This window comes from Streptomyces sp. NBC_01092 (assembly GCF_045039535.1).
Taxonomy (GTDB): domain Bacteria; phylum Actinomycetota; class Actinomycetes; order Streptomycetales; family Streptomycetaceae; genus Streptomyces.
On sequence record NZ_CP108659.1, the window covers coordinates 4,507,266 to 4,527,745 of the forward strand.

Below are 20,480 nucleotides of genomic sequence, written 5' to 3' on the forward strand. Positions count from 1 at the left end.
TCACCTTCCGCCCTCGTGGTCGCCGTCCTGGCGGGTGTCGTGCTTGCGCAGGTAGTCACTGAGCTCGTCGAGCTCGGCGCGCACCTGGTCGATGCGCGCGGGCGCGGGGCGCTGCGGCGGCGTGGGCGGCGCTGCGGGCGTCCGGGGCATCGGTGTCTGGGACATCGGCGTCTGGGGCATCGGCGTCCGGGGTATCGACGGCGACTGCGGAACCGTCGTGGCGGTGTACGGCGACTGGGGCTGCGGGTAGCCGTAGGCGGGGGACGGCGGCCGCTGCCCGGTGTTGCCGGAGAAGCGGAGCCGGTGGAAGTGGCGTATGTCCGCGGCGAGGTAGTACGCGATCGAGACCACGAGGCCGCCCAGAACGAGGATGAGGCCCAGCCAGCCGCCCGCGGTGTGTATCTCGTCGCCGGGCTCGGAACCCATCAGGTAGAGGCCGAGGAACTCCACCACGATCGACGCCGCGAACAGCCACCAGTCGAGCGCCTTGCGGGTCACGATGGCCAGGCGCAGCATCATCGTCCACATCAGCAGGCCGAAGCTCAGCACCGAGATCACGACGAAGACCACGCGCAGGAAGACCAGCCAACCGGTCGGCGGCGGCTGGATCACCGGCTGCGTGTAGCCGTGGCCTTGCATGGCTGCTCCTGGTACCTGAGGTGGTTGTACGGGGCCGACCGACCCTGCCCGGTGCGGGGCAACCTCGGTCGTGCGATTGTCGCTTCGAGCGTATAGGTCCACACCGACATAGGGTCACGGTTGTACCGAACCGTTGTCGTGCTGATCACTTCGTACGACGACGCAGGTCGCGCGGAGGCTCCGCTTCCGGCCCGGTCGCGCGCACCCGCTCGAACCCCGCCCGCCCCGGTCGCCTCAGAGCGGGTGCCGCATCCACACGTTGGGCTCGACGTACACCGCGTGGCCCCGCTCCGGCTCGCAGCGCACCGGCACCAGCGCGCCAGGCACCTCGACGTCGCCCGGGGTGTCGAAGGGCAGCCCGGTCCAGCGGCGCCACTGCTCCAGCGATCCGGCGACGGTCATGGAGGCCGGGGCGATGGAGTCGATCGTGGCTCCGGCTCGGGCGTGCACGCGCAGCCACGGGTCGTGGGGCAGGCCGTCGGTGCGTACCCGGTGGGCGTACTCCTCGATCGGGGTGTGCGGTTCGAGGTGCTTGGCGTTGGGCCGGACCGGTGCGACGACCTCGCGGAAGCCATGGGCGCGGGCGTTCTCCCGCATCGCGCGAAGCATCACGGCCGACAGGCCGCCGCCCAGCGCGTGCGGGGCGATGACGACGGAGATCGCGCTGACGGTGTCGGGGCGGACGCCGCCGCGCAGGTCGGCGAAGGCCCACACCAGGACCTCGTCCCAGCCCCGGGCGGGCAGCAGGCCGCGGCCCTCGGCGTTCAGGGCGAACGGAACGCTGAAGGCATGGGCGACCACCTCGCCCCGCTCGTCCTGCGCGAACAGCGCGTACTCGGGGAACTCACCCGGGATCCTGGCGTAGTGGGCGTTGCCCACGGGGTCGTGGACGACGAACTCCGGCCATGTGTCCGGCATTTCCAGGACCCGGTCGAGCATCTCCGGGCGTTCTGCGAGGCTCGCCACCGTCAGTTCCATGCCGGAACCGTATGTGCGCGGCGCCGGTGCCGGAAAGCCGTTTTCGGCCCGCGTCAGCCTCCGCACTGACGCAGCATCGTCTCCTTGTCGGCGGTGGTCACCGGAAGGTCGTACTTCAGCGACACCTGGGCGAAGCGCACCGCGTACGAGCAGCGGATCCCCTTGTTCGGGGGCAGCCAGGACGCGGGTCCGGAGTCGCCCTTGGAGCTGTTGGTCGGGCCGTCGACCGGTATGAGGTTGAGGGGGTCGTTGGCGATGTCCTGGCGCTTGCCCTTCGGCCAGCGGGAGGCGCCCATCTGCCAGTCGTACGACAGCGGCATCACATGGTCGATCTGCACGGTCGTGGCACGGGACTTGGCCCAGTCGATCGTCCGGCCCGTGTACGGGTCGTGCAGCGTCATGGAGGCCACGACGCAGTCGGAGCCGGAGCGGTGGCGGACGTCCTCGCCGTCGCGCTTGAGGAGGTCGTTGCGGGTTATCTGCAGCCACTTCATCGATGCGATGCACATGAGGCACAGCCGTAACCCATTCCTGTCCCTCGCCGTTATCGGTCATGCCGTGAGGCACATGAGCGACTTCGGAGACAGGAAGCAGATCCATGACGTTATGCACAGAGAAGGCCGTCTCGCCCACCACCGGCGAGACCACCTGGCTCCTGATCGACGAAGAAACGTACGCACCTCACCCCGAAGCCCGTGAGTTCTCCCTGTATCTGCGCGGAGCCGGGCGGTCACCGCAGACACAGCGCGCGTACATCCCCAGAATCGGCCGCTTCCTCAATTGGTGCGCAGAGCGGGGCACCGACTGGAGGACCGTCCGGCTCGGGGACATGAGTCTGTTCAAATTCCACATCGAACGGACACCGACCCAGTACGGACGGCCTCCGTCCGGCAAGACCGTCAACGCCACGCTCACGGCGGTGTGTGAGTTCCTCCGCTTCTGCGCCGTCCAGGGGTACGTGGATCACGAAGTCGCCGCGCGTCTCAGCGAGCCGCGCTTCCTCGCCCGCGCCCCGGCCGGCTTCGATCCCGGCGAGGGCGGCCAGCACCTGATGGTCAAAGCCCGCGTCCTGAAGGCGCCGGAGATCGAGCGGGCACCACAGACGCTCACTGGCGTCCAGACGGAGCAGGTCATCAACGCCGCTCGCACTGCGCGTGACCGGCTGCTGCTGACCGTCCTGGTGGAAGCGGGCCTTCGCATCGGCGAAGCCCTTGGACTGCGGCGTGAGGACATGCATCTGCTCCCCGACTCCACGCACCTGGGCTGCCGAACCGGTGGCGCGCACCTGCACGTCAGGCCCCGTCAGGACAACGTCAACGGGACGCGGGCTAAGGCCGGGCGCCCTCGCATGGTCCCACTCACACCGGAAGTGGTGCACCGATACCGCGATCATCTCGCCGAGCGTGAGCAGGTAGTCGGCGCCGCCGACTGCGACTACGTCTTCCTCAACCTCGTCGGCGTCCACGCGGGGCGTCCGCTCTCGTACTCCAATACCAAGCAAGTGATTGAACGGATCGGGAGGCGCTGTGGTCTGACCGCCCGGCCGCACATGATGCGGCACACAGCCGCCACCCGCTGGATCCGCAACGGGGTCTCCCCGGACGTCGTACAGACCCTCCTGGGGCACGCCTCCTCGGCGAGCACGGCCGTGTACCTGCACGCCCAAGACGAGGATCTGCGCGCAGCCGTCGCGGCCGTCGAAAGTCTCGCGCCGGAGCTGTTGCGATGACCATTGCGCTCCTCCGCTCCGCTGCCGTTTCCTCCGTCCCCGGCGTCCCGGAGTGGCCGTCATGGCTCGCGGCACGCCTCCCCTCGGGCTGGCGCACGGGTGAATGGGACCCCGTTCAGGCACTGTTCACTGCCGATCCCCGCAACCCGACGACCAGCGTGTTCGTCTGCTCCGTGGTCACCTGTGCCACTCATGTGGCGAGCAACGGATCCCGTTGCGATGCCTGCCGGAAAGCCCGATATCTCCTGGGGAACCCTGCGGGCTTCGACACCACGCACACCCCAGATCCAGCGCGCCGCAGGCCGAACACCTCCGCGAACTGGGCGATGCCGGGCGTCTCCCAGTTCTCGCTCGCGGATGTGAGCCCTGCAGTCCGCCAGGAACTCCTGTACGGGCTCCAACAACGAGACGACGCCGGGATCAGCCTGGTTCCCCAACGGGTACGCCGCATTGTGGCCGGCCTCCCCGCCGGACTCGGCTCGCTCCTCGACCTGGACGCCTCCTTCTCCTCCGGGCTTCCGGCTGCGACCTCCGGCGTCCTGAACGGTGTTCTCCTGCACGTCCGACGCGCACGCGTCGAGTTCGAGGGCACCGATCCGACCTCGGACGACGTATGGGAGTGCGCCCTCATCGGGCTGACGGCCGGGCGCGGTCGCAAGTACGCCGCTGTCCACGGCGACATCGACTTCCGTCCGGTACGTCAGCGCTGGCTGCGGGAACTGGTCAAGGAGTACGGCCGCACGGCACGCCCCAACGTCATGGACCTACGGCAGACCGTCTACGCGGCGACCATCGCGTCCTCCGCGCTGGCAGGCCGCCCCCACGGGGATGAGCCGGGGCTCCTCGCCATGGCTGACATGAACGCCGTAGTGGACACGTTCCGAATCACCAAGCGTCCCGAGGACGGACACGACTACTCCACCAGCCACCGCAGAGCCCTGCTCCGCCACTGGCGTACGTTCCTGGAATACGCCCGTCAGGCCGGGATGATGGACCACGTGCCCGGCGGGTTCGCGCTCAACCCCCGCTTCCACAGCATCGCCGCCGTGGAAGTGACCGAGGACGATCTCGGCCGTGCGATCCCCGAGCACGTCATCGCCCAGCTCGACGTGCACCTCGGTCTGCTGGGGACCTCGACGGGGTACGCGAGCGGCGGCTGGACGGCCGCCGACTTCGCGCGGATGTACCAGGTGGTCTACGCGGTCCTCCGGGACACCGGCCGACGTCCGGGCGAGGTCACCAGCCTGCACCGCGACTGCCTGGAGCGGGTCGACGGCAAGCCGACGCTGATCTACGACAACCACAAACGGCGACGCCACGGCCGTCGGCTGCCGATCTCGGAGAGCACCGCCCAGCTGGTCGAAACCTGGCAGAAAGAGCTCGATGCGCTACCGGCCGTACCAGCCTGCGCCCAGTGGCTTTTTCCCTCACCGGGACAGCGCAACCGTCCACGCCGGGGGCATCTGAACACTTCGCATTTCTGCAACCGGATCTTCCGGAACTGGGTCGACGAACTGATCCCTGACCTTGTGGACGACCGGCTCGACGAGGACGGCGCCCCGCTCGCGTACGACCGCACCCAGGTCGTTCCGTACGGCTTTCGCCATGCGTACGCCCAGCGCCATGCGGACGCGGGCACCCGCCCCGACGTTCTGCGGGAACTCATGGACCACCGTTCACTGGACGTGACCATGGGCTACTACAAGGTCTCACTCACCCGGAAACAGGAGGCCGTACGAACGGTCGCGGCGCTCGCCGTCGATCGGCACGGCACAGCCCACGGCTTCAGCGATCCTCTCGCCTACGAGGTGGAGAGCGTCGGGGTGCCGTACGGCGGGTGCACCGAACCGAGCAACGTCAAGGCCGGCGGCGGGCACTGCCGCATCCGCTTCCAGTGCGCCGGATGCGACTTCTACCGGCCTGATCCCTCCTACCTGCCTGCTCTGGAACAGCAGATCGCGGACCTGCGAGCCGACAAGGAGGCCGCCCTCGCGATGGAGGCCGCCGACTGGGTCGTGTGCAATCTCGACGACCAGATCCGCGCCTACTCGAAGTCGGCCGACGAGATGCGGCGGAAACTCGACGCGCTGCCCGCCGAGGAGCGGGCCGCCGTCGAATCCGCCTCACGCGAGCTGCGCAAGGCACGTTCGGCAGCGGCCTTCATCCCTCTGCAGGCGCTGACGACACGGAGCTCCGAATGAAAATCCCTGCTGCTTCCGGCGGCAACGACCGGAACGCCCGGGTCGAGCGCCTGCGCGTCAGCCGTGCCAAGGACAGCGAAGCCAAGACCAGGCGTGCACTCGACGCCGTGGACGGCCTTCTCCGCTCGGGACGACGGATCACCGTCACCCAAGTGGCACGGGAAGCCTCGGTGTCCACGTGGTTCGTCTACAACCAGCCTCAGGTGCACCAGGCCGTTCAGGACGGCATCACCGCCCAGCGAGCGCGGGGGCGCCAGAACTCCCTCACTCCGGAGGCATCTCAGGTGTCTCAGGCTGGGTTGCGGACGGATCTTGCACTGGCCCGCGAAGAGATCAAGGACCTCAAGAAGGAGCGCGATCGGCTCCGTAACCGGGTCAGGCTGTCTCTCGGCGCCGAGTTGGAGGGCGTGAACCGGAGTGAGCTGATCGAGCGGGTACAGCAGATCGAGCAGCGAAATACCGCGCTGGAGCAAGCGTTGTCAGAGGCCAGGGATCAGATCTCCACCCTGGAGAGCCAACTTCGTGAGGCGGAGGACGACCTCACCGCCGCGCGTGCCAGTCTCCGCCGTGCCATGCGGTCCGTTCCGTCCCCGTAACCCGTGCTGCATGGCCACACTTTGTGGTTGTCCGGTTCTCACGCCGTTAACCGGACAGCCACAAGGCACGTCGTCCCCACGGTCAGAACTTCACCGAAGCGGGTTCCGGGCATGCTCAATCGGTGTCCGTCGCGGCCAACACCGCCAGTCGTCGGCGTCCTGGAGAGACCGAGGCCAGGCCGATATCCCAGGCCACGCGCTCGAACCACTTGGTGTCGGCGCCGAAGCCGTACCAGGCGCACTCCCGTGCACATGCCTCGGACTCCTCCGCGGGGGCACCCTCGGCAGTACCGGAGAGGCCGGCCAGGGACTGCCACGCGGCCAGCCGTCCGTAAGCACCGCGTGCGCCGGAGTTATAGGCACCTCCCGTGGACGCGGCGGCGAAGAGGACCCTCCATGCCTGGTCCGGTGGGCAGGCCGCGACCGAGAAGGTGGTCCTCTTCCCTGCACCCTTCAGGCATTCCAGGCCCAGTCCCAGCAACATGCTCGGTACCGACTCGGCTGCCAGAGGGGCTGCCAGGTCGAAGACCCGCGCCTCGATCCGGCCGTTCGACTCCTCAGCCCAGTTCGCCACAGCGGTGCCGATGCCCTTGGTGGCGGCTTCGGTCGTTGTTTCCTCGACCGACGGCACATGCGCCCCGGCATCAGCCCGCATCTCGCGATTCGCCGACGAGCCGAACGGCATCGAGTGGCTGCCGCCGCGAGCGCTGTAGCTCGGCAAATCCGGCTGCCCTTCCACATCGGACAGCGTCAAGGCCAGCCATCCCAGCGGGTGGTGTCTCCAGTGTGGCGACGTCGCCCACCCTGCGATCCCCGGAGTCTCCGTGACGTCAGCGCCCCTGAGCACCAGTTCGTGGACGAGGCAAGCGCGCAGCTCCTCCGAGGCGTTCCCGCTGAACGCCACGGCTAGTTCCTCCACCGGTTGGCTGGAGGCCAGCAGGGAGGCCGCATAGCGGTCAAGCTTCCTGTCGGCGGTCTCCGTCGAGGAAGCCAGCCGCAGCGCCTCGGCGACATGTCCAGGGCCGGGCGTGGTGGCCAGCAGCCGGAACAGGTAGTCGAAGACGCTCCGGTACTGCCATATCCGCCCGGCGTCAGAGCCGTAAGCCCCAGCGAGAGCGATGCCGAGGTCCGTAAGGAAGGCAGAGTCCCCCAGCGCCAGCTTGCGGTCAGCCGTCTTCCACACGTCGGTGACACTCTTCAAGCCTGGCAGCTTCTTCACGATCTTCTGTATGTGGTCAGCCACGGTAGGCAGCGTATGTGTCCTGCAGTCCGGAAGCGATGGCATTTTCCCAGGTCACTGCTGCTCGATCAGCCTTCGCACTGCTTCAGCATCATCGCCTTGTCCGCCGTCGTCACCGGGAGTTCGTACTTGTCTGCGACCTGCGCGAACCGCACCGCGTACGAGCACCGAATCTGCTTGTTCGGTGGCAGCCAGGACGCGGGCCCCGAGTCCCCCTTCGCCGAGTTGGCGCGCCCTTCGACAGGAAGCAAATTGAGCACGTCGTTCGCCAGTTGCTTGCGCTTACTCTCCGGCCATCGGGCGGCGCCCATCTGCCAGCTGTAGGACAGCGGGACCACGTGGTCGATCTGCACCTCGGTGGCCTTCGCCTTCTTCCAGTCGATGTCCTTGCCGGTGTACGGGTCGTACAGGTCCATCGCAACGACCACGCAGTCGGAACCATCCCGGAACCGGACATCCCGGCCGTGGAGCTTTAGCAAGTCGTTCCGCGTGTCACAACCATTCCTCGCCAGCGGTACCCCGTCCGCCGTATCCATCCACGCATAGCCGAACTCATCCCGCTCGTAGCCCGTCTTCGGCCCACGCCCCTTTGTGGTGAGTCCTTGGATGAGCGTGCGTGCGTCGGCCTTGTCCGCTTCCGACGTGAGCGCGGCGAGCCCCGGCTTCGTCCCGTCGGGATTCATCAGCGGGTTCACCGCTTGGCCGGCAGCTACGTCCGGTCCGGATCTTGCGGAGCTTCCGCCCGGCTCCAGGCCATCACAGCCCGCGACGAGCACGGCGGCAACGGCGACCGTAAGCACGGCCCTCTTCCCGCGAGTACACAGCAGCCTGTGACCCATGTGCCTCTGACTACGCACAGCCGACCACACCCTGCATACGCTGCGAGAACAGATCCATCACGGCGCGAAGCATAGAGATAATGCGGGTGTCGCAGCCGTTGCGGGAGAACGGGATGCCGCCCGGGGCCGAGTCCATCCACGCGTAGCCGAACTCGTCCCGGTCGTAGCCCGTCTTGGGGCCGCGGCCCTTGGTCGCCACCTTCTCGATGAGGGCCAGTGCCTCGTCCCGGTCGGCGTCCGAAGTGAGCGGCGCGAGCCCCGGCTTCGTGCCGTCGGGGTTGTCCAGCGGGCTCACGGCGCGGCCGGAACCAGTGTCCGGGACGGAGCCGGAAGGCTCCTCGTCCACGGGTAGATCGACGTTCTCGCAGCCGGCCAGTACCAGCACCATGCCGAGCATCGCCGCGGCGCTGGCCGCCCCGCCCCTCAGACGCTTCACGGTGCGTCCCCCCTTGCTGCCCGTTCCGCCCCGCACAGGCGGCTTTCCCTGGTACACCGTCGCGCACACGGTAGCGACCCGGCGCACGGCGGCATTCAGGAGGCCTCAGGAGGCCCAGGTGGGTGGAGGTCGGAGGTCGGGGCAGAGGGTTCGGGCAGAAGGTCCGGGACGGAGGTCCAGACCACAGCAGGATCAATCGCGCACACCTCGCAAGCCGGGCGTATCGTCGGTGGTGAATCACCTCTGGAAGGAGCTCTGAATGGGCATCTTCGACAGGTTCAAGAACCGCCAGGCGCAGGACAAGGCCAGGGACATGTCCGACACCGCGGAGCAGAAGGCCAACGAGAAGACGGGCAACAAGTACGAGCGGCAGGTCGACGACGCGCAGCAACGGATGGAGCGCGAACTCGGCGTGGACCGCGACAGGCCCGACCAGCAGTAAGGCCCCAGCCCCGCGGAGGACCACGAGACCCGGCGGGGACTGCGCCGGCGTCGCGGCCAGGCTGTCACCGAACCACCTGGAGAACAGAGGCCGTCCGCGGAGACCCACCTCCCGCGGGCGGCTTCGTGCGGGCGGGTTCGCGTGGGCGGCTTCGTGCGGCCGGGCTCGCACTGCGGGTGAGCCCTCTCCCCCCCCGCCCGCCCTCAGACCTTCCCGATCCCCAACGTCGTCTCCGACGGCAGCAGTCCGGAGGACAGCACCGCCACCCAGAACTCGCCGAGCAGTTCCACGAGACGGTCGACCTCCTCCCCGGTGAGCGACTGCCAGGGCGCGGCGGCGAGTTGGTCGGTGTGCTCCTCGACGGTGCGGCGCAGTTCGCGGCCCGCCTCCGTGGCCGTACCGTCCGCGTCGACCAGCCCGCGGGCGATCAGACGGGCACGAGCCGACTCCCATTCCCCGGCGCTCCAGCCGCGGCTTTCGAAGCGCTCGACGGACGCTGCACCTATCGCGGCGAAGGACACGAGCGACTCGACGGGGTCCAGGCCGGCCACCATGAGGGCCGCTATGTGACCGTCGCCGCGATGCTCCCGCAGAATCGTCGCCGCGTGCCAGAGCTGGAGGTGTGGGGCACCCGGCCAGTCCAGCGCGGCGTTGGCCGCGGCGAGCGGGCGGCCGGCCGTGTTCACCGCCTCGGCCGCGCGACGGACGAGGGCGGCGACCTCCGCCAGCTCGGGGCTGCCCGTCCGGTCACCGAATATCGCGCGGTAGGCCCGGTCGACCCCGCGCTCCCGCGCCCTCAGTACGACCTCGGGGCTCGCGATCTTCCAAGCGGGGTCGATGTGTTCGGCGACCATGCGCGGACTGAAGCTGTAGAACGCCGACGCGACGCTCCGCGCACCGACCGGCCCCAACGGCGCGGCCCGGTACGGGAAGTAGCTCGGCCAGCGCTCCTCGGTGCCGTAACCGAGCGCGGCGGCCTCCTCGAAGACCTCCGGCGCGTAATACAGCACCGCGTGCAGCGGCTCCAGCAGATGCCAGAGCTGTCGCACCCGACCTGACTCCATACCGCCGTCGTGCTCCACCATGACGCGACTCCCCCTTTTCGAGACCTCGGGATCGATCCCCCCGACCCGCACAACCGCCCGCTGCCAACCGTCAACCGTCAACTGCCCAGTGCCAACCACCGAGCGGCAACCCCACAACCCACAACTTGACACTGACAAGATTGCCCGACCCCACCAGAACTTGTCGACGCCTAAATCCCAAAAACTTGTCGCCGCCTAGATTGCGCGTACCCTGCTCCCATGACGCAGCAGACCTCTCCTCGCCGCCCGTACCACCACGGCGACCTGCGCCGAGCCATCCTCACCACCGCACTGGACGTCATCGCCACCGACGGCCCGTCCGCACTCAGCCTGCGTGACCTGGCCCGCCGTGCCGGTGTCTCGCACGCGGCGCCGGCCCATCACTTCCGGGATCGCACCGGACTGCTCACGTCGATCGCCGCCGAGGGGTTCGGGCTGCTGGCGACCGCGCTCATCGAGGCCGCGGACCTGAAGGACGCGGGCGTTCGCTACGTCCGCTTCGCGCGCGAACACCCCGCGCACTTCCAGGTGATGTTCACGCCCGAACTGCTGCGCACCGACGACCTGGAGCTGACCACGGCCCGCGCCCTCGCGGGCGACGCCCTGCGCGGCGCCGTCTCTCTCGTACGCCCCGAGGAACTCGGCATCGACACCCGCATGGCCGGAGTCGCCGCCTGGTCCCTGGCGCACGGCTTCGCCACGCTGCTCCTCAGCCACAACCTGGACGGCCCGGTCGGCGACCAGGACGCCGAGGCGGTGTTCCGGACGCTGGCGACGACGCTGTTCCGCAACACCGCCTGAAAGAGACTCCCGGCGAAAGCACCGCCTGAACGAGCCTCCGGCGCACCCGGAACGGACAGCCGCCGACGCTTGACCTCAAGTCCGCTTGAGGTCCCAGAGTGATCAGCATGACCACCGAAACCGCGCACACGGCCGCCGCACAGTCGGACCTCCGGGCCATCGCCGAGGTCGTCGCCACCGTCGAGCGCACCCAGCGGGCCAAGGACCCCGACGGCTTCCTCGCCCTCTTCCACCCCGACGCCCTGTGGACCACCGGCCACGGCAAGGTCCTCATCGGCCTCGACGCCATCGCCGAGTTCACCCGCGCCGTGCTGCCCAACGCGACCTGGGACGGCGATGTCACCTACGAGGTGGTGCACACGCAGTTCCTGCGGCCCGATGTGGCAGCCGTCAAGGTCCGGCAGGTCTACCACTCACCGCAGGGCGACACGGAGGACGACACGGAGGGCGCCCCGCTGTACGTCATGACCAAGCAGGACGACGGCAGATGGCTGCTGCACGCCTGCCAGAACACCGAGGTACACGTCGACTAGACCGACCGGCGGCCAGGCCCGGGCTTGGCCCGGTCTGGCCCGGCCCGGTCTGGCCCGCCCCGGCCCGGAATCAAGACCCCAGATTCGACATCAAGACCCCAGAATCGACGCCAGGAACTCCCCCACCCACCCGAGCAACTCCCGCCCGACCAACGGCTTCCCGCCCACCTTCGCGGTCTTCGGGCGCGGCACCAGCACCTGGTGCGCCGCCGGCTTGATGACAGTGCCCGGGTACAGGCGCTTGAGCCTGAGCTCCTGGGACTCCCGCAACTCCACCGGCGCGAAGCGGATGTTGTTGCCCTGCAGGACGATCTCGCCGACTCCGCACGCGCGTGCCAGCATGCGCAGGCCGGCCACCAGGAGGAGGTTCTCGACCGGCTCGGGCAACTTGCCGTAGCGGTCGACGAGTTCCTCGCGGACGGACTTGACGTCCTCCTCCGTGTTGGCGGAGGCGATGGCGCGGTAGGCCTGCAACCGGAGCCGCTCGCCGGGCGCGTAGTCGTGCGGGACGTGCGCGTCGACCGGGAGCTCGATCTTGACCTCCAGCGGCGGCTCCTCCTCGACACCGCCCTCCAGCGAGGCCCGGTAGTCCGCGACCGCCTCGCCGACCATACGGACGTACAGGTCGAAGCCGACCCCCGCGATGTGGCCGGACTGCTCACCGCCCAGCAGATTGCCGGCGCCGCGGATCTCCAGGTCCTTCATCGCCACGTACATGCCCGCGCCCATCTCCGTGTGCTGGGCGATGGTGGCGAGGCGCTCGTGGGCCGTCTCGGTCAGCGGCTTCTCCGGCGGGTACAGGAAGTACGCGTACCCACGCTCGCGCCCACGCCCCACCCGGCCGCGCAGCTGGTGCAGCTGGGACAGGCCGAAGTTGTCGCCGCGCTCGACGATCAGGGTGTTGGCGTTGGAGATGTCGATGCCGGACTCGACGATCGTCGTCGAGACGATCACGTCGAACTTCTTCTCCCAGAAGTCGACGACGACCTGCTCCAGCGCCGTCTCCGACATCTGGCCGTGCGCCGTCGCGATGCGTGCCTCGGGGACGATCTCGCGCAGGCGCGCGGCCGCGCGGTCGATCGACTCGACGCGGTTGTGGATGTAGAAGACCTGGCCCTCGCGCAGCAGTTCGCGGCGGATCGCGGCGCCGATCTGCTTCTCCTCGTACGGGCCGACGAAGGTCAGGACCGGATGCCGCTCCTCCGGCGGGGTCGTGATCGTCGACATCTCACGGATGCCGGTGACCGCCATCTCCAGGGTTCTGGGGATCGGGGTGGCGGACATCGTCAGTACGTCGACGTTGGCGCGCAGCTTCTTCAGCTGTTCCTTGTGCTCGACGCCGAAGCGCTGCTCCTCGTCGACGATGACCAGGCCCAGGTCCTTGAACTTGGTCTCCGACGAGAACAGGCGGTGCGTGCCGATCACGATGTCCACCGAGCCTTCGCGCAGGCCCTCCAGGGCCGCCTTCGCCTCGGTGTCGGTCTGGAACCGGGACAGGGCGCGCACGTTGACGGGGAACTGCGAGTAGCGCTCGGAGAACGTCCCGAAGTGCTGCTGCACCAGCAGCGTCGTGGGGACCAGGACCGCGACCTGCTTGCCGTCCTGGACCGCCTTGAAGGCGGCCCGCACCGCGATCTCCGTCTTGCCGTAACCGACGTCGCCGCAGATCAGGCGGTCCATCGGGACCGACTTCTCCATGTCCTCCTTGACCTCGGCGATGGTCGTCAGCTGGTCGGGGGTCTCGGCGTACGGGAAGGCGTCCTCCAGCTCGCGCTGCCAGGGGGTGTCCGAGCCGAAGGCATGCCCCGGCGCCGCCATGCGCGCGCTGTACAGCTTGATCAGGTCGGCCGCGATCTCCTTGACGGCCTTCTTGGCGCGCGCCTTGGTCTTCGTCCAGTCGGCGCCGCCCAGGCGGTGCAGCGTGGGCGCCTCGCCACCGACGTACTTGGTGATCTGCTCCAGCTGGTCGGTGGGGATGTACAGCCGGTCGCCCGGCTGGCCGCGCTTGGCGGGGGCGTACTCGACGACGAGGTACTCGCGCGTGGCGCCCTGGACGGTGCGCTGCACCATCTCGATGTAGCGGCCGACGCCGTGCTGCTCGTGGACGATGTAGTCGCCCGTCTCCAGGCTGAGCGGGTCGATGGTCTTGCGGCGGCGGGCCGGCATCCGGGCGCCGTCCTTGCCGGCCGCCTTCTGCCCGGACAGGTCGGTCTCGGTCAGCACGGCCAGCCTGAGCGCCGGATCCACGAAGCCGTAGTCGATCGAGCCGCAGGCGACATGGACGACGGCCGGGGAGATCTCCCCGAGGTCCGCTTCCAGGCGGGCCGCCACGCCCTCGGTGCCGAGCACCTCGACCGTGCGGGCCGCGGGGCCGTGCGCCTCGGTCACGAAGACCGTGCGCCAGCCGTCGGCGAGCCAGCCCTTGGTGTCGGCGAGGGCCTTGGCGGTGTCGCCGCGGTACGACTCGGGGGCGTGCATGCCGAGCTTGAGGGTGTCCGCGTCGAGCGTCTCGTCAGCGGCGAACGGCGACACCGACCACCACATCATGTCCAGCTCGCGCGCCCGGTCACGGACGTCCGCGATGGACCACAGGGAGGCCGCGCCGACGTCGATGGGTGCCTCGCCGCCGCCGGCCGTGGCGGCCCAGGACGCCTGGAGGAACTCCTGCGAGGTCGCGACGAGATCGGAGGCACGCGTGCGTACCCGTTCTGGATCGCATACGACCGTCATGGCGCCCTTGGGCAGGACGTCGAGCAGCAGCTCCATGTCGTCGACGAGGACCGGCGCCAGGGACTCCATGCCCTCGACCGCGATGCCCTCGGCGATCTTGCCGAGCAGTTCGCCGAGCTCGGGGTGCTCCTCGGCGAGGGCACGCGCGCGTGCGCGGACGTCGTCGGTGAGCAGCAGCTCGCGGCAGGGCGGCGCCCACAGGCCGTGCTCGGCGACTTCGAGGGAGCGCTGGTCGGCGACCTTGAAGTAGCGGATCTCCTCGATGTCGTCACCCCAGAACTCGATGCGCAGGGGGTGTTCCTCGGTGGGCGGGAAGACGTCGAGGATGCCGCCTCGCACGGCGAACTCACCGCGCTTCTCGACGAGCTCCACGCGCGCGTACGCGGCGGCCGCCAGGGCGTCCACGACGGCGTTGAGGTCGGCGGTCCGGCCGGTGCGCAGGGCCACCGGTTCCAGATCGCCGAGGCCCTTGACCTGGGGCTGAAGGACGGAACGTACCGGCGCGACGACGACGGAGATGGGGCCGGTCTCGGGGTCGTCGGAGCTGGGGTGGGCGAGGCGGCGCAGGACGGCGAGGCGGCGGCCCACGGTGTCGCTGCGCGGGCTGAGGCGCTCGTGCGGGAGGGTCTCCCAGGACGGGTACTCCACCACGCCCTCCGAGGGGAGGAGGGAGCGCAGGGCCGCCGCCAGGTCCTCCGCCTCACGGCCGGTCGCCGTCACCGCCAGGAGCGGGCGGTCGGCCTCGCGGGCGAGGGCGGCGATCGCGAACGGGCGCGCCGCCGGGGGGCCGACCAGGTCGACGTGCATGCGGTTGCCGTCTGCGGCCGCCGTGATCGCTTCCGCGAGGGCGGTGTCCTTGACTACGGCGTCGAGCAGACCGTGCAGACTCATGGAGGGCGCTTCCGTCCGAGGAGGTGGGCAACACGAAGGGCCCGACACGCATGACGGGCCGGGTGTTCCAGCGTACGTCGCTGCGCGGGCAGGCGCCGGGGCCTGTGGATAACGTCCGTTCTCCCGGTGTCCGGCGTTGACGGCACCGCCGCGTGGGACCACCGCGTGGGACCGCCGTGGGAAGCCGGCCGCCGACGCAGAGCGGCCGACGATGCAGAGGGGCCGACGATGCAGACCGGCCGACGTCGCAGAGCCGCCGACGATGCAGAGCGGCCGACGTCACAGACCGGCCCACGGCGCAGAGCCGCAAGCAACGGCGCAGAGCCGCCACCAACGGCACAGAGCCGCCGGCAACGGCGAGCGGCCAGGGCCGCGACCGGTCGCCCCGCCGCCCCCACGTAAAGTCCCCCCATGCCCACCCCCGCCGCCTCCACGACTCCTGACGCGTCCCCGGACCCCCACATACCGGCCTCCGCCCCGCACGCCTCGGGGGACGACCGGCCCGGTCCCGGTCGGCGTGACCCCTGGCTGCTGGCCGTCGCGCTGTTCGTCGGGTACGCGATCGTCTCCGTGGGCCGTTACCGGCATCTGGGACAGAAGTCGTGGGATCTCGGGATATTCGAGCAGGTCATCCGGTCGTACGCACACCTGCAGGCGCCGGTCGCCGACCTGAAGGGGCCCGGGTTCAACATCCTGGGGGATCACTTCAGCCCGGTGACGGTGCTGCTGGCGCCGGTGTACCGGCTCTTTCCCTCGTCCATCACCCTGCTTCTCGCGCAGGCCGCGCTGTTCGCTCTCTCCGCCGTCCCGGTCACGAGGGCCGCGGCCCGGCTGCTCGGGCGGCGGCGCGGGCTCGCGATCGGTGTCGCGTACGGGCTGTCGTGGGGGCTTCAGCAGGCGGTCGACTTCGACTTCCACGAGATCTGCTTCGCCGTACCGCTGATCGCCTTCAGCCTGGAAGCGCTGCTCGCCCGGCGGTGGCGGGCCGCCCTGCTCTGGGCGCTTCCGCTGGTCCTGGTGAAGGAGGACCTGGGCTTCACCTTGACGGCGCTCGCCCTGGTCGTCGCCTGGCGGGCGCGCCAGGAATCCCCGCGCGCGGCCCGGTACGCGCTCGGCGTCGCCGTGTTCGGTGTGGTGGCCCTCGCGGCGACCCTGCTGCTGCTCATACCGAGCTTCAACTCCGCCGGCAGCTACGACTACTGGAACAAGGTGAGCGAGTCGGGCGGCGGCGGTCCCTTCGACGGCCTCGACACCAAGCTCCGCACAGTGGGCTGGCTCCTCATCCCCACCTCCGGACTGCTCGCCCTGCGCTCCCCCGTCCTGCTCGTCGCCCTGCCCACCATCGGCTGGCGTTTCGTCTCCTCGTATCCGCAGTACTGGGGCACCGACTGGCACTACAACGCCGTCCTGATGCCCATCGTCACCTTCGCGCTCGTCGACGCCCTCGTCAGCACCCGGCACAGCACGCGCGCGTGGCTGCGCTCGTACGTCCAGCACCTGCCCGCCGCCGTCGCGGCCGCCTCCCTCGCGCTGACCACCTCGCTGCCGCTGGCCGCGCTGACCGAGAGCGAGATCTACCGCAAGCCCGCGCGCGTGAGCGCCATCGAGCGGCTCCTCGCCGAGGTGCCCGACCACGCCTCCGTCGAGGCGAACATCGCCCCGATCAGCCGGCTCACCTCGCGCTGCCGGGTCTTCTGGGTGAGCAATACGCAAGGCATTAACCCCGACTTCATCGCCCTCGACAACTCCCGCAAGCGCTATCGCGACGTCGAGGCCTACGCCCGGACCCTTCACCCGCGCGCCCAGTACGCCATCACCGGCACCGCCTACGGAGTCGTACTGCTGGAGCGCCGGACGGGATAGCAGCAGGGCCCCGCATACGTCCGGGCCCGGTCCGGAAGGTGACACCTCCCGGACCGGGCCCGTCCCCCGCAACCCCCGTGTGCGGTGGCTACTCGGCGGCTCCTCGCCCGGCTACTCGGTCGCGATCGCGTTCAGTACGTTCATCCGGCCCGCCCTGAACGCCGGCACCAGCGCCGCGAACAGGCCCACGAAGGCCGAGCCGATGAAGACCGCGATGATCGTCGGCCACGGGATGTCGAGGACGTTCAGGCCCTCCAGAGCCAGCAGCTTCTGGGCCGTCGCGCCCCAGCCCATGCCCAGCCCCAGGCCCAGCAGGGCGCCGAAGAGGGCGATGACCACCGACTCCATGCGGATCATGCGGCGCAGCTGGCGGCGGGAGAGACCGATCGCGCGCAGCAGGCCGATCTCCCTCGTCCGCTCGACCACCGACAGCGCCAGGGTGTTCACCACGCCCAGGACCGCCACGATGATCGCCAGGGCCAGCAGGCCGTAGACCATGTTCAGGAGCTGGCCGACCTGGTCCTTCAACTCCTGCTTGTAGTCGGTCTGGTCGCGGACCTGGTACTGCGGGTAGGCGTCGAGGGACTTCTTCAGGGCCGCGTACGCCGCCTCCTCCTGGCCCTCCTTCGCCTTGCCGAACATCATCACGTTCTGCGGGATCCGGTCGGCGGGGAGGTACTTCGACAGGGTCTCGATGCTCAGGTAGCGAGCGCCCTGGTCGATGGCGGTGTCGTCGTCCGTGATGGCCGCGACCTTCAGCTTCGCCGTCTCGCCGCCCTTGAAGGCGACGTCAATGGTGTCTCCGACGTGCACGCCGTGCTTCTTGGCGTAGTCGGAGCCGACCGACATGGCGTCCTTGCCATAGGCGGCGGAGAGGGTGCCCGCTGTGGTCGTACGGCGCAGGTCCTCGGCGTACGTCGGGTCGGCGGCCGTGATGCCGCTGTCGTCGGTCTTGCCGTCCGGCGAGGTCAGGGTGGCGTCGACGTCCTTGTAGCGGGTGACATGGGCGAGGCCGGGCGTCTGCTGCATGGCCTTCTCGGCCTGCGGCACGAAATCCTGCTGCTCGCTCATGACGATGAAGTCCGCGCCCACCGACTTGTCCAGCTCGCTCGTCGCCGAGGCGACCATCGAGGAGCCGACGACCGACAGGCAGGCCACCAGCGCGAGGCCGATCATCAGGGCGGCGCCCGTGGCACCGGTACGGCGCGGGTTGCGCAGGGCGTTGCGCTCGGCCATGCGGCCGACCGGGCCGAAGGCGCGCAGCAGGACCGCGCTGATCACCCGGACCACCGCTCCCGCGAGGAGCGGGCCGATGACCACGAAGCCGATCAGGGACAGCACCACACCGCCGCCCAGCATCAGCGCGCCGTCGCTCGCCTTGTCGGCGGTGGCGGCCGCGTACAGCGCGAAGGCGCCCGCGCCCGTCAGGACGAGTCCGACCAGGGCGCGCACCCAGCCCGCCTTGCCGTCGGCCGGTGTGCCGGCGTCGCGCAGGGCGGCCATCGGGGAGACCTTGCCGGCGCGGCGGGCCGGGAGGTAGGCGGCCAGCACCGTCACCACGACGCCGAGGATCAGGCCGACGACCGGGGTCGTCACCTTCACGGTGAGGTCGGCGGTGGAGAGGTTCATGCCGGCCATCGACATGAGCTTCATCAGGCCGATCGCGATGCCGACACCGGCACCGACACCCAGGACGGAGCCGATGAAGCCGAGCAGCAGGGCCTCCACCAGCACGGACCGGTTGACCTGCCGGCGCGAGGAGCCGATCGCCCGCATCAGGCCGATCTCACGGGTGCGCTGGGCGACCAGCATCGAGAAGGTGTTGATGATCAGGAAGATGCCGACCAGGAACGCGATCCCGGCGAAGCCGAGCATGGCGTACTTGATGACGTCCATGAACGCGCCGACGTCCTTGCGGTTCTCGTCGGCGGCCTCCTTGGCCGTCTGGATCTTGTACGCGCCGTCCAGGGCACCGGCGACGTTCGCCTTGAGCTGCGCGTCGCTCACGCCGTCCGCCGCGGTGACGGAGACCTGCGTGAAGCGGCCGGTGGCGCCGAGCAGGGTGCGCTGGGCGGTCTCGGTGTCGAAGTAGACGACGGCCGCGCCCGGGTTGGTCACCTTCCAGGAGGCGATGCCGACGATCCGCGCGCGGATGTCGCCGGTGGCGGCGATGGTGCGCAACTGGTCGCCGAGCGTCAGGTCGTGCTTGTCGGCGGTGTCCGCGTCGACCATGACCTCGGTGGGCCCGCGCGGGGCGTGCCCGGAGGTGATCTCCATGGACTTCAGGTCGTTCTTGGTCCAGTTGCCGGCGATGGTGGGCGCGCCGGTGGAGGAACCCATGTTCTTGTTCTCGGAGTTGACGACGGTCACGCTCATCGAGCCGACCGAGCCCTCCGCCTTCTGGACGCCGTCGACGGCCGCGACCTGCTCGACGGTCGAGGCGGGCAGCGAGGCGGGCTTGCCGGTGCCGGCACCGTCGTCCTCGTCCTTGGCCTCCTTGGGGCTGACGGTGACGTCGGAGGAGGTGACGGCGAAGAGCTTGTCGAAGGTGGTGTTCATCGTGTCGGTGAACACCAGGGTCCCCGAGACGAAGGCCACCGACAGCAGGACGGCCACGGCCGACAGGGCCATCCGCCCCTTGTGCGCGAAGAAGTTGCGCATCGAGGTCTTCAGGACGGTCATGACGTACGCCCCCGGGCGTCGAAGTCCTTCATGCGGTCCAGGACGGCGTCGGCGGTCGGCTTGTACATCTCGTCGACGATGCGTCCGTCGGCGAGGTACAGCACCCGGTCCGCGTACGAGGCGGCGACCGGGTCGTGCGTGACCATCACGATGGTCTGCCCGAGCTCGGTGACGGACCTGCGCAGGAAGCCGAGGACCTCGGCGCCGGCGCGGGAGTCGAGGTTTCCGGTCGGCTCGTCACCGAAGATGATCTCCGGGCGGGCGGCCAGGGCGCGGGCGACGGCGACGCGCTGCTGCTGGCCGCCGGAGAGCTGGGTCGGCCGGTGCTTGAGCCGGTCGGAGAGCCCCACGGTGTCGACGACGCGCCCGAGCCACGCGCGGTCGGGCTTGCGGCCCGCTATGTCCATCGGCAGCGTGATGTTCTCGAGGGCGTCGAGCGTCGGCAGCAGGTTGAACGCCTGGAAGATGAAACCGATCCGGTCCCGGCGCAGTTGTGTGAGCTTCTTGTCCTTCAGCCCGGTGATCTCGGTCTCGTCGAGGTAGATCTGGCCGCTGGTGACGGTGTCGAGCCCGGCGAGGCAGTGCATGAGCGTGGACTTGCCGGATCCCGAGGGACCCATGATCGCGGTGAACTGGCCCCGCGCGATGTCCACGTCGACGTGGTCGAGGGCGTCGACCCGGGTCTCCCCCGACCCGTACGCCTTGACGACCTGCCGCGCCCGCGCGGCAACGGCCGTAGTCCTTCCAGTGCCCCCGTGCCTGGGAATGGTCACAGCCGATGTCACGGTATGTCTC

At 69.5% G+C, this 20,480-nt stretch carries 15 protein-coding genes and 2 pseudogenes; 7 read left to right on the forward strand and 10 right to left on the reverse strand.

Going from position 1 to position 20,480, the window contains the following annotated elements; genetic code table 11:
- The 3 genes and pseudogenes from OG254_RS20200 to OG254_RS20210 all read right to left on the reverse strand — a co-directional run.
- Positions 1 to 639: a hypothetical protein gene (locus OG254_RS20200; protein ID WP_405583630.1), complete on the reverse strand. Its 639-nt coding sequence runs from the start codon at positions 637 to 639 to the stop codon at positions 1 to 3.
- Between the two features lie 234 nt (positions 640 to 873).
- Positions 874 to 1,617 (reverse strand): N-acetyltransferase, encoded by a 744-nt coding sequence (locus OG254_RS20205; RefSeq protein WP_405583632.1) that lies wholly within the window; start codon positions 1,615 to 1,617, stop codon positions 874 to 876.
- 53 nt (positions 1,618 to 1,670) lie between these two features.
- Positions 1,671 to 2,093, reverse strand: a pseudogene (locus OG254_RS20210) (HNH endonuclease family protein); the annotation flags it as partial.
- Positions 2,094 to 2,215: 122 nt separating this feature from the next.
- Here OG254_RS20210 and OG254_RS20215 point away from each other — a divergent pair.
- From OG254_RS20215 to OG254_RS20225, 3 genes are all read left to right on the forward strand, one after another.
- Positions 2,216 to 3,346 (forward strand): tyrosine-type recombinase/integrase, encoded by a 1,131-nt coding sequence (locus OG254_RS20215; RefSeq protein WP_405583633.1) that lies wholly within the window; start codon positions 2,216 to 2,218, stop codon positions 3,344 to 3,346.
- Between the two features lie 359 nt (positions 3,347 to 3,705).
- A complete protein-coding gene (locus OG254_RS20220) occupies positions 3,706 to 5,547 on the forward strand; it encodes a tyrosine-type recombinase/integrase (RefSeq protein ID WP_405583635.1) in 1,842 nt (613 codons plus the stop codon).
- The gene (locus OG254_RS20225) at positions 5,544 to 6,143 is read left to right on the forward strand and encodes a DUF6262 family protein (protein ID WP_405583637.1); all 600 of its coding nucleotides are present in this window, start codon (positions 5,544 to 5,546) and stop codon (positions 6,141 to 6,143) included. The genes OG254_RS20220 and OG254_RS20225 overlap by 4 nt, the downstream gene beginning before the upstream one ends.
- A 115-nt stretch (positions 6,144 to 6,258) precedes the next feature.
- Here OG254_RS20225 and OG254_RS20230 read toward each other — a convergent pair whose 3' ends face one another.
- The 3 genes and pseudogenes from OG254_RS20230 to OG254_RS20240 all read right to left on the reverse strand — a co-directional run.
- Positions 6,259 to 7,386 carry a DUF6183 family protein gene (locus OG254_RS20230; protein WP_405583639.1) on the reverse strand — a complete coding sequence of 376 codons (1,128 nt, stop codon included), beginning with the start codon at positions 7,384 to 7,386 and terminating at the stop codon, positions 6,259 to 6,261.
- A gap of 65 nt (positions 7,387 to 7,451) precedes the next feature.
- Complete coding sequence (locus OG254_RS20235; RefSeq protein WP_405583641.1) at positions 7,452 to 8,222, reverse strand: HNH endonuclease family protein; 771 nt, start codon at positions 8,220 to 8,222, stop codon at positions 7,452 to 7,454.
- A gap of 82 nt (positions 8,223 to 8,304) precedes the next feature.
- Positions 8,305 to 8,619: pseudogene (locus OG254_RS20240) on the reverse strand (HNH endonuclease); the annotation flags it as partial.
- A gap of 298 nt (positions 8,620 to 8,917) precedes the next feature.
- On the opposite strand from OG254_RS20240, the gene OG254_RS20245 reads away from it, so the two are divergent.
- Positions 8,918 to 9,100 carry an Rv0909 family putative TA system antitoxin gene (locus OG254_RS20245; protein WP_405583643.1) on the forward strand — a complete coding sequence of 61 codons (183 nt, stop codon included), beginning with the start codon at positions 8,918 to 8,920 and terminating at the stop codon, positions 9,098 to 9,100.
- Positions 9,101 to 9,303: 203 nt separating this feature from the next.
- Here OG254_RS20245 and OG254_RS20250 read toward each other — a convergent pair whose 3' ends face one another.
- Entirely contained in the window at positions 9,304 to 10,185 is an 882-nt protein-coding gene (locus OG254_RS20250) for an SCO6745 family protein (RefSeq protein WP_405583645.1), read from the reverse strand.
- Positions 10,186 to 10,404: 219 nt separating this feature from the next.
- Here OG254_RS20250 and OG254_RS20255 point away from each other — a divergent pair, with 219 nt between their 5' ends.
- Positions 10,405 to 10,986, forward strand: a complete 582-nt coding sequence (locus OG254_RS20255; protein ID WP_405583647.1) for a TetR/AcrR family transcriptional regulator — start codon at positions 10,405 to 10,407, stop codon at positions 10,984 to 10,986.
- Positions 10,987 to 11,093: 107 nt separating this feature from the next.
- A complete protein-coding gene (locus OG254_RS20260) occupies positions 11,094 to 11,519 on the forward strand; it encodes an SgcJ/EcaC family oxidoreductase (RefSeq protein ID WP_405583649.1) in 426 nt (141 codons plus the stop codon).
- Between the two features lie 90 nt (positions 11,520 to 11,609).
- Here OG254_RS20260 and mfd read toward each other — a convergent pair whose 3' ends face one another.
- Positions 11,610 to 15,140 (reverse strand): transcription-repair coupling factor, encoded by a 3,531-nt coding sequence (gene mfd / locus OG254_RS20265; protein ID WP_405583651.1) that lies wholly within the window; start codon positions 15,138 to 15,140, stop codon positions 11,610 to 11,612.
- Between the two features lie 411 nt (positions 15,141 to 15,551).
- Here mfd and OG254_RS20270 point away from each other — a divergent pair, with 411 nt between their 5' ends.
- Positions 15,552 to 17,003: a DUF2079 domain-containing protein gene (locus OG254_RS20270; RefSeq protein ID WP_405583653.1), complete on the forward strand. Its 1,452-nt coding sequence runs from the start codon at positions 15,552 to 15,554 to the stop codon at positions 17,001 to 17,003.
- A 111-nt stretch (positions 17,004 to 17,114) separates the two neighbouring features.
- On the opposite strand, the gene OG254_RS20275 is transcribed toward OG254_RS20270, so the two are convergent.
- Positions 17,115 to 19,685, reverse strand: a complete 2,571-nt coding sequence (locus tag OG254_RS20275) for an ABC transporter permease (RefSeq protein ID WP_405583655.1) — start codon at positions 19,683 to 19,685, stop codon at positions 17,115 to 17,117.
- On the reverse strand, positions 19,682 to 20,470 hold the full coding sequence (locus tag OG254_RS20280; RefSeq protein WP_405583657.1) for an ABC transporter ATP-binding protein: 789 nt from the start codon (positions 20,468 to 20,470) through the stop codon (positions 19,682 to 19,684). The genes OG254_RS20275 and OG254_RS20280 overlap by 4 nt, the downstream gene beginning before the upstream one ends.
- Positions 20,471 to 20,480: the final 10 nt, after the last annotated feature.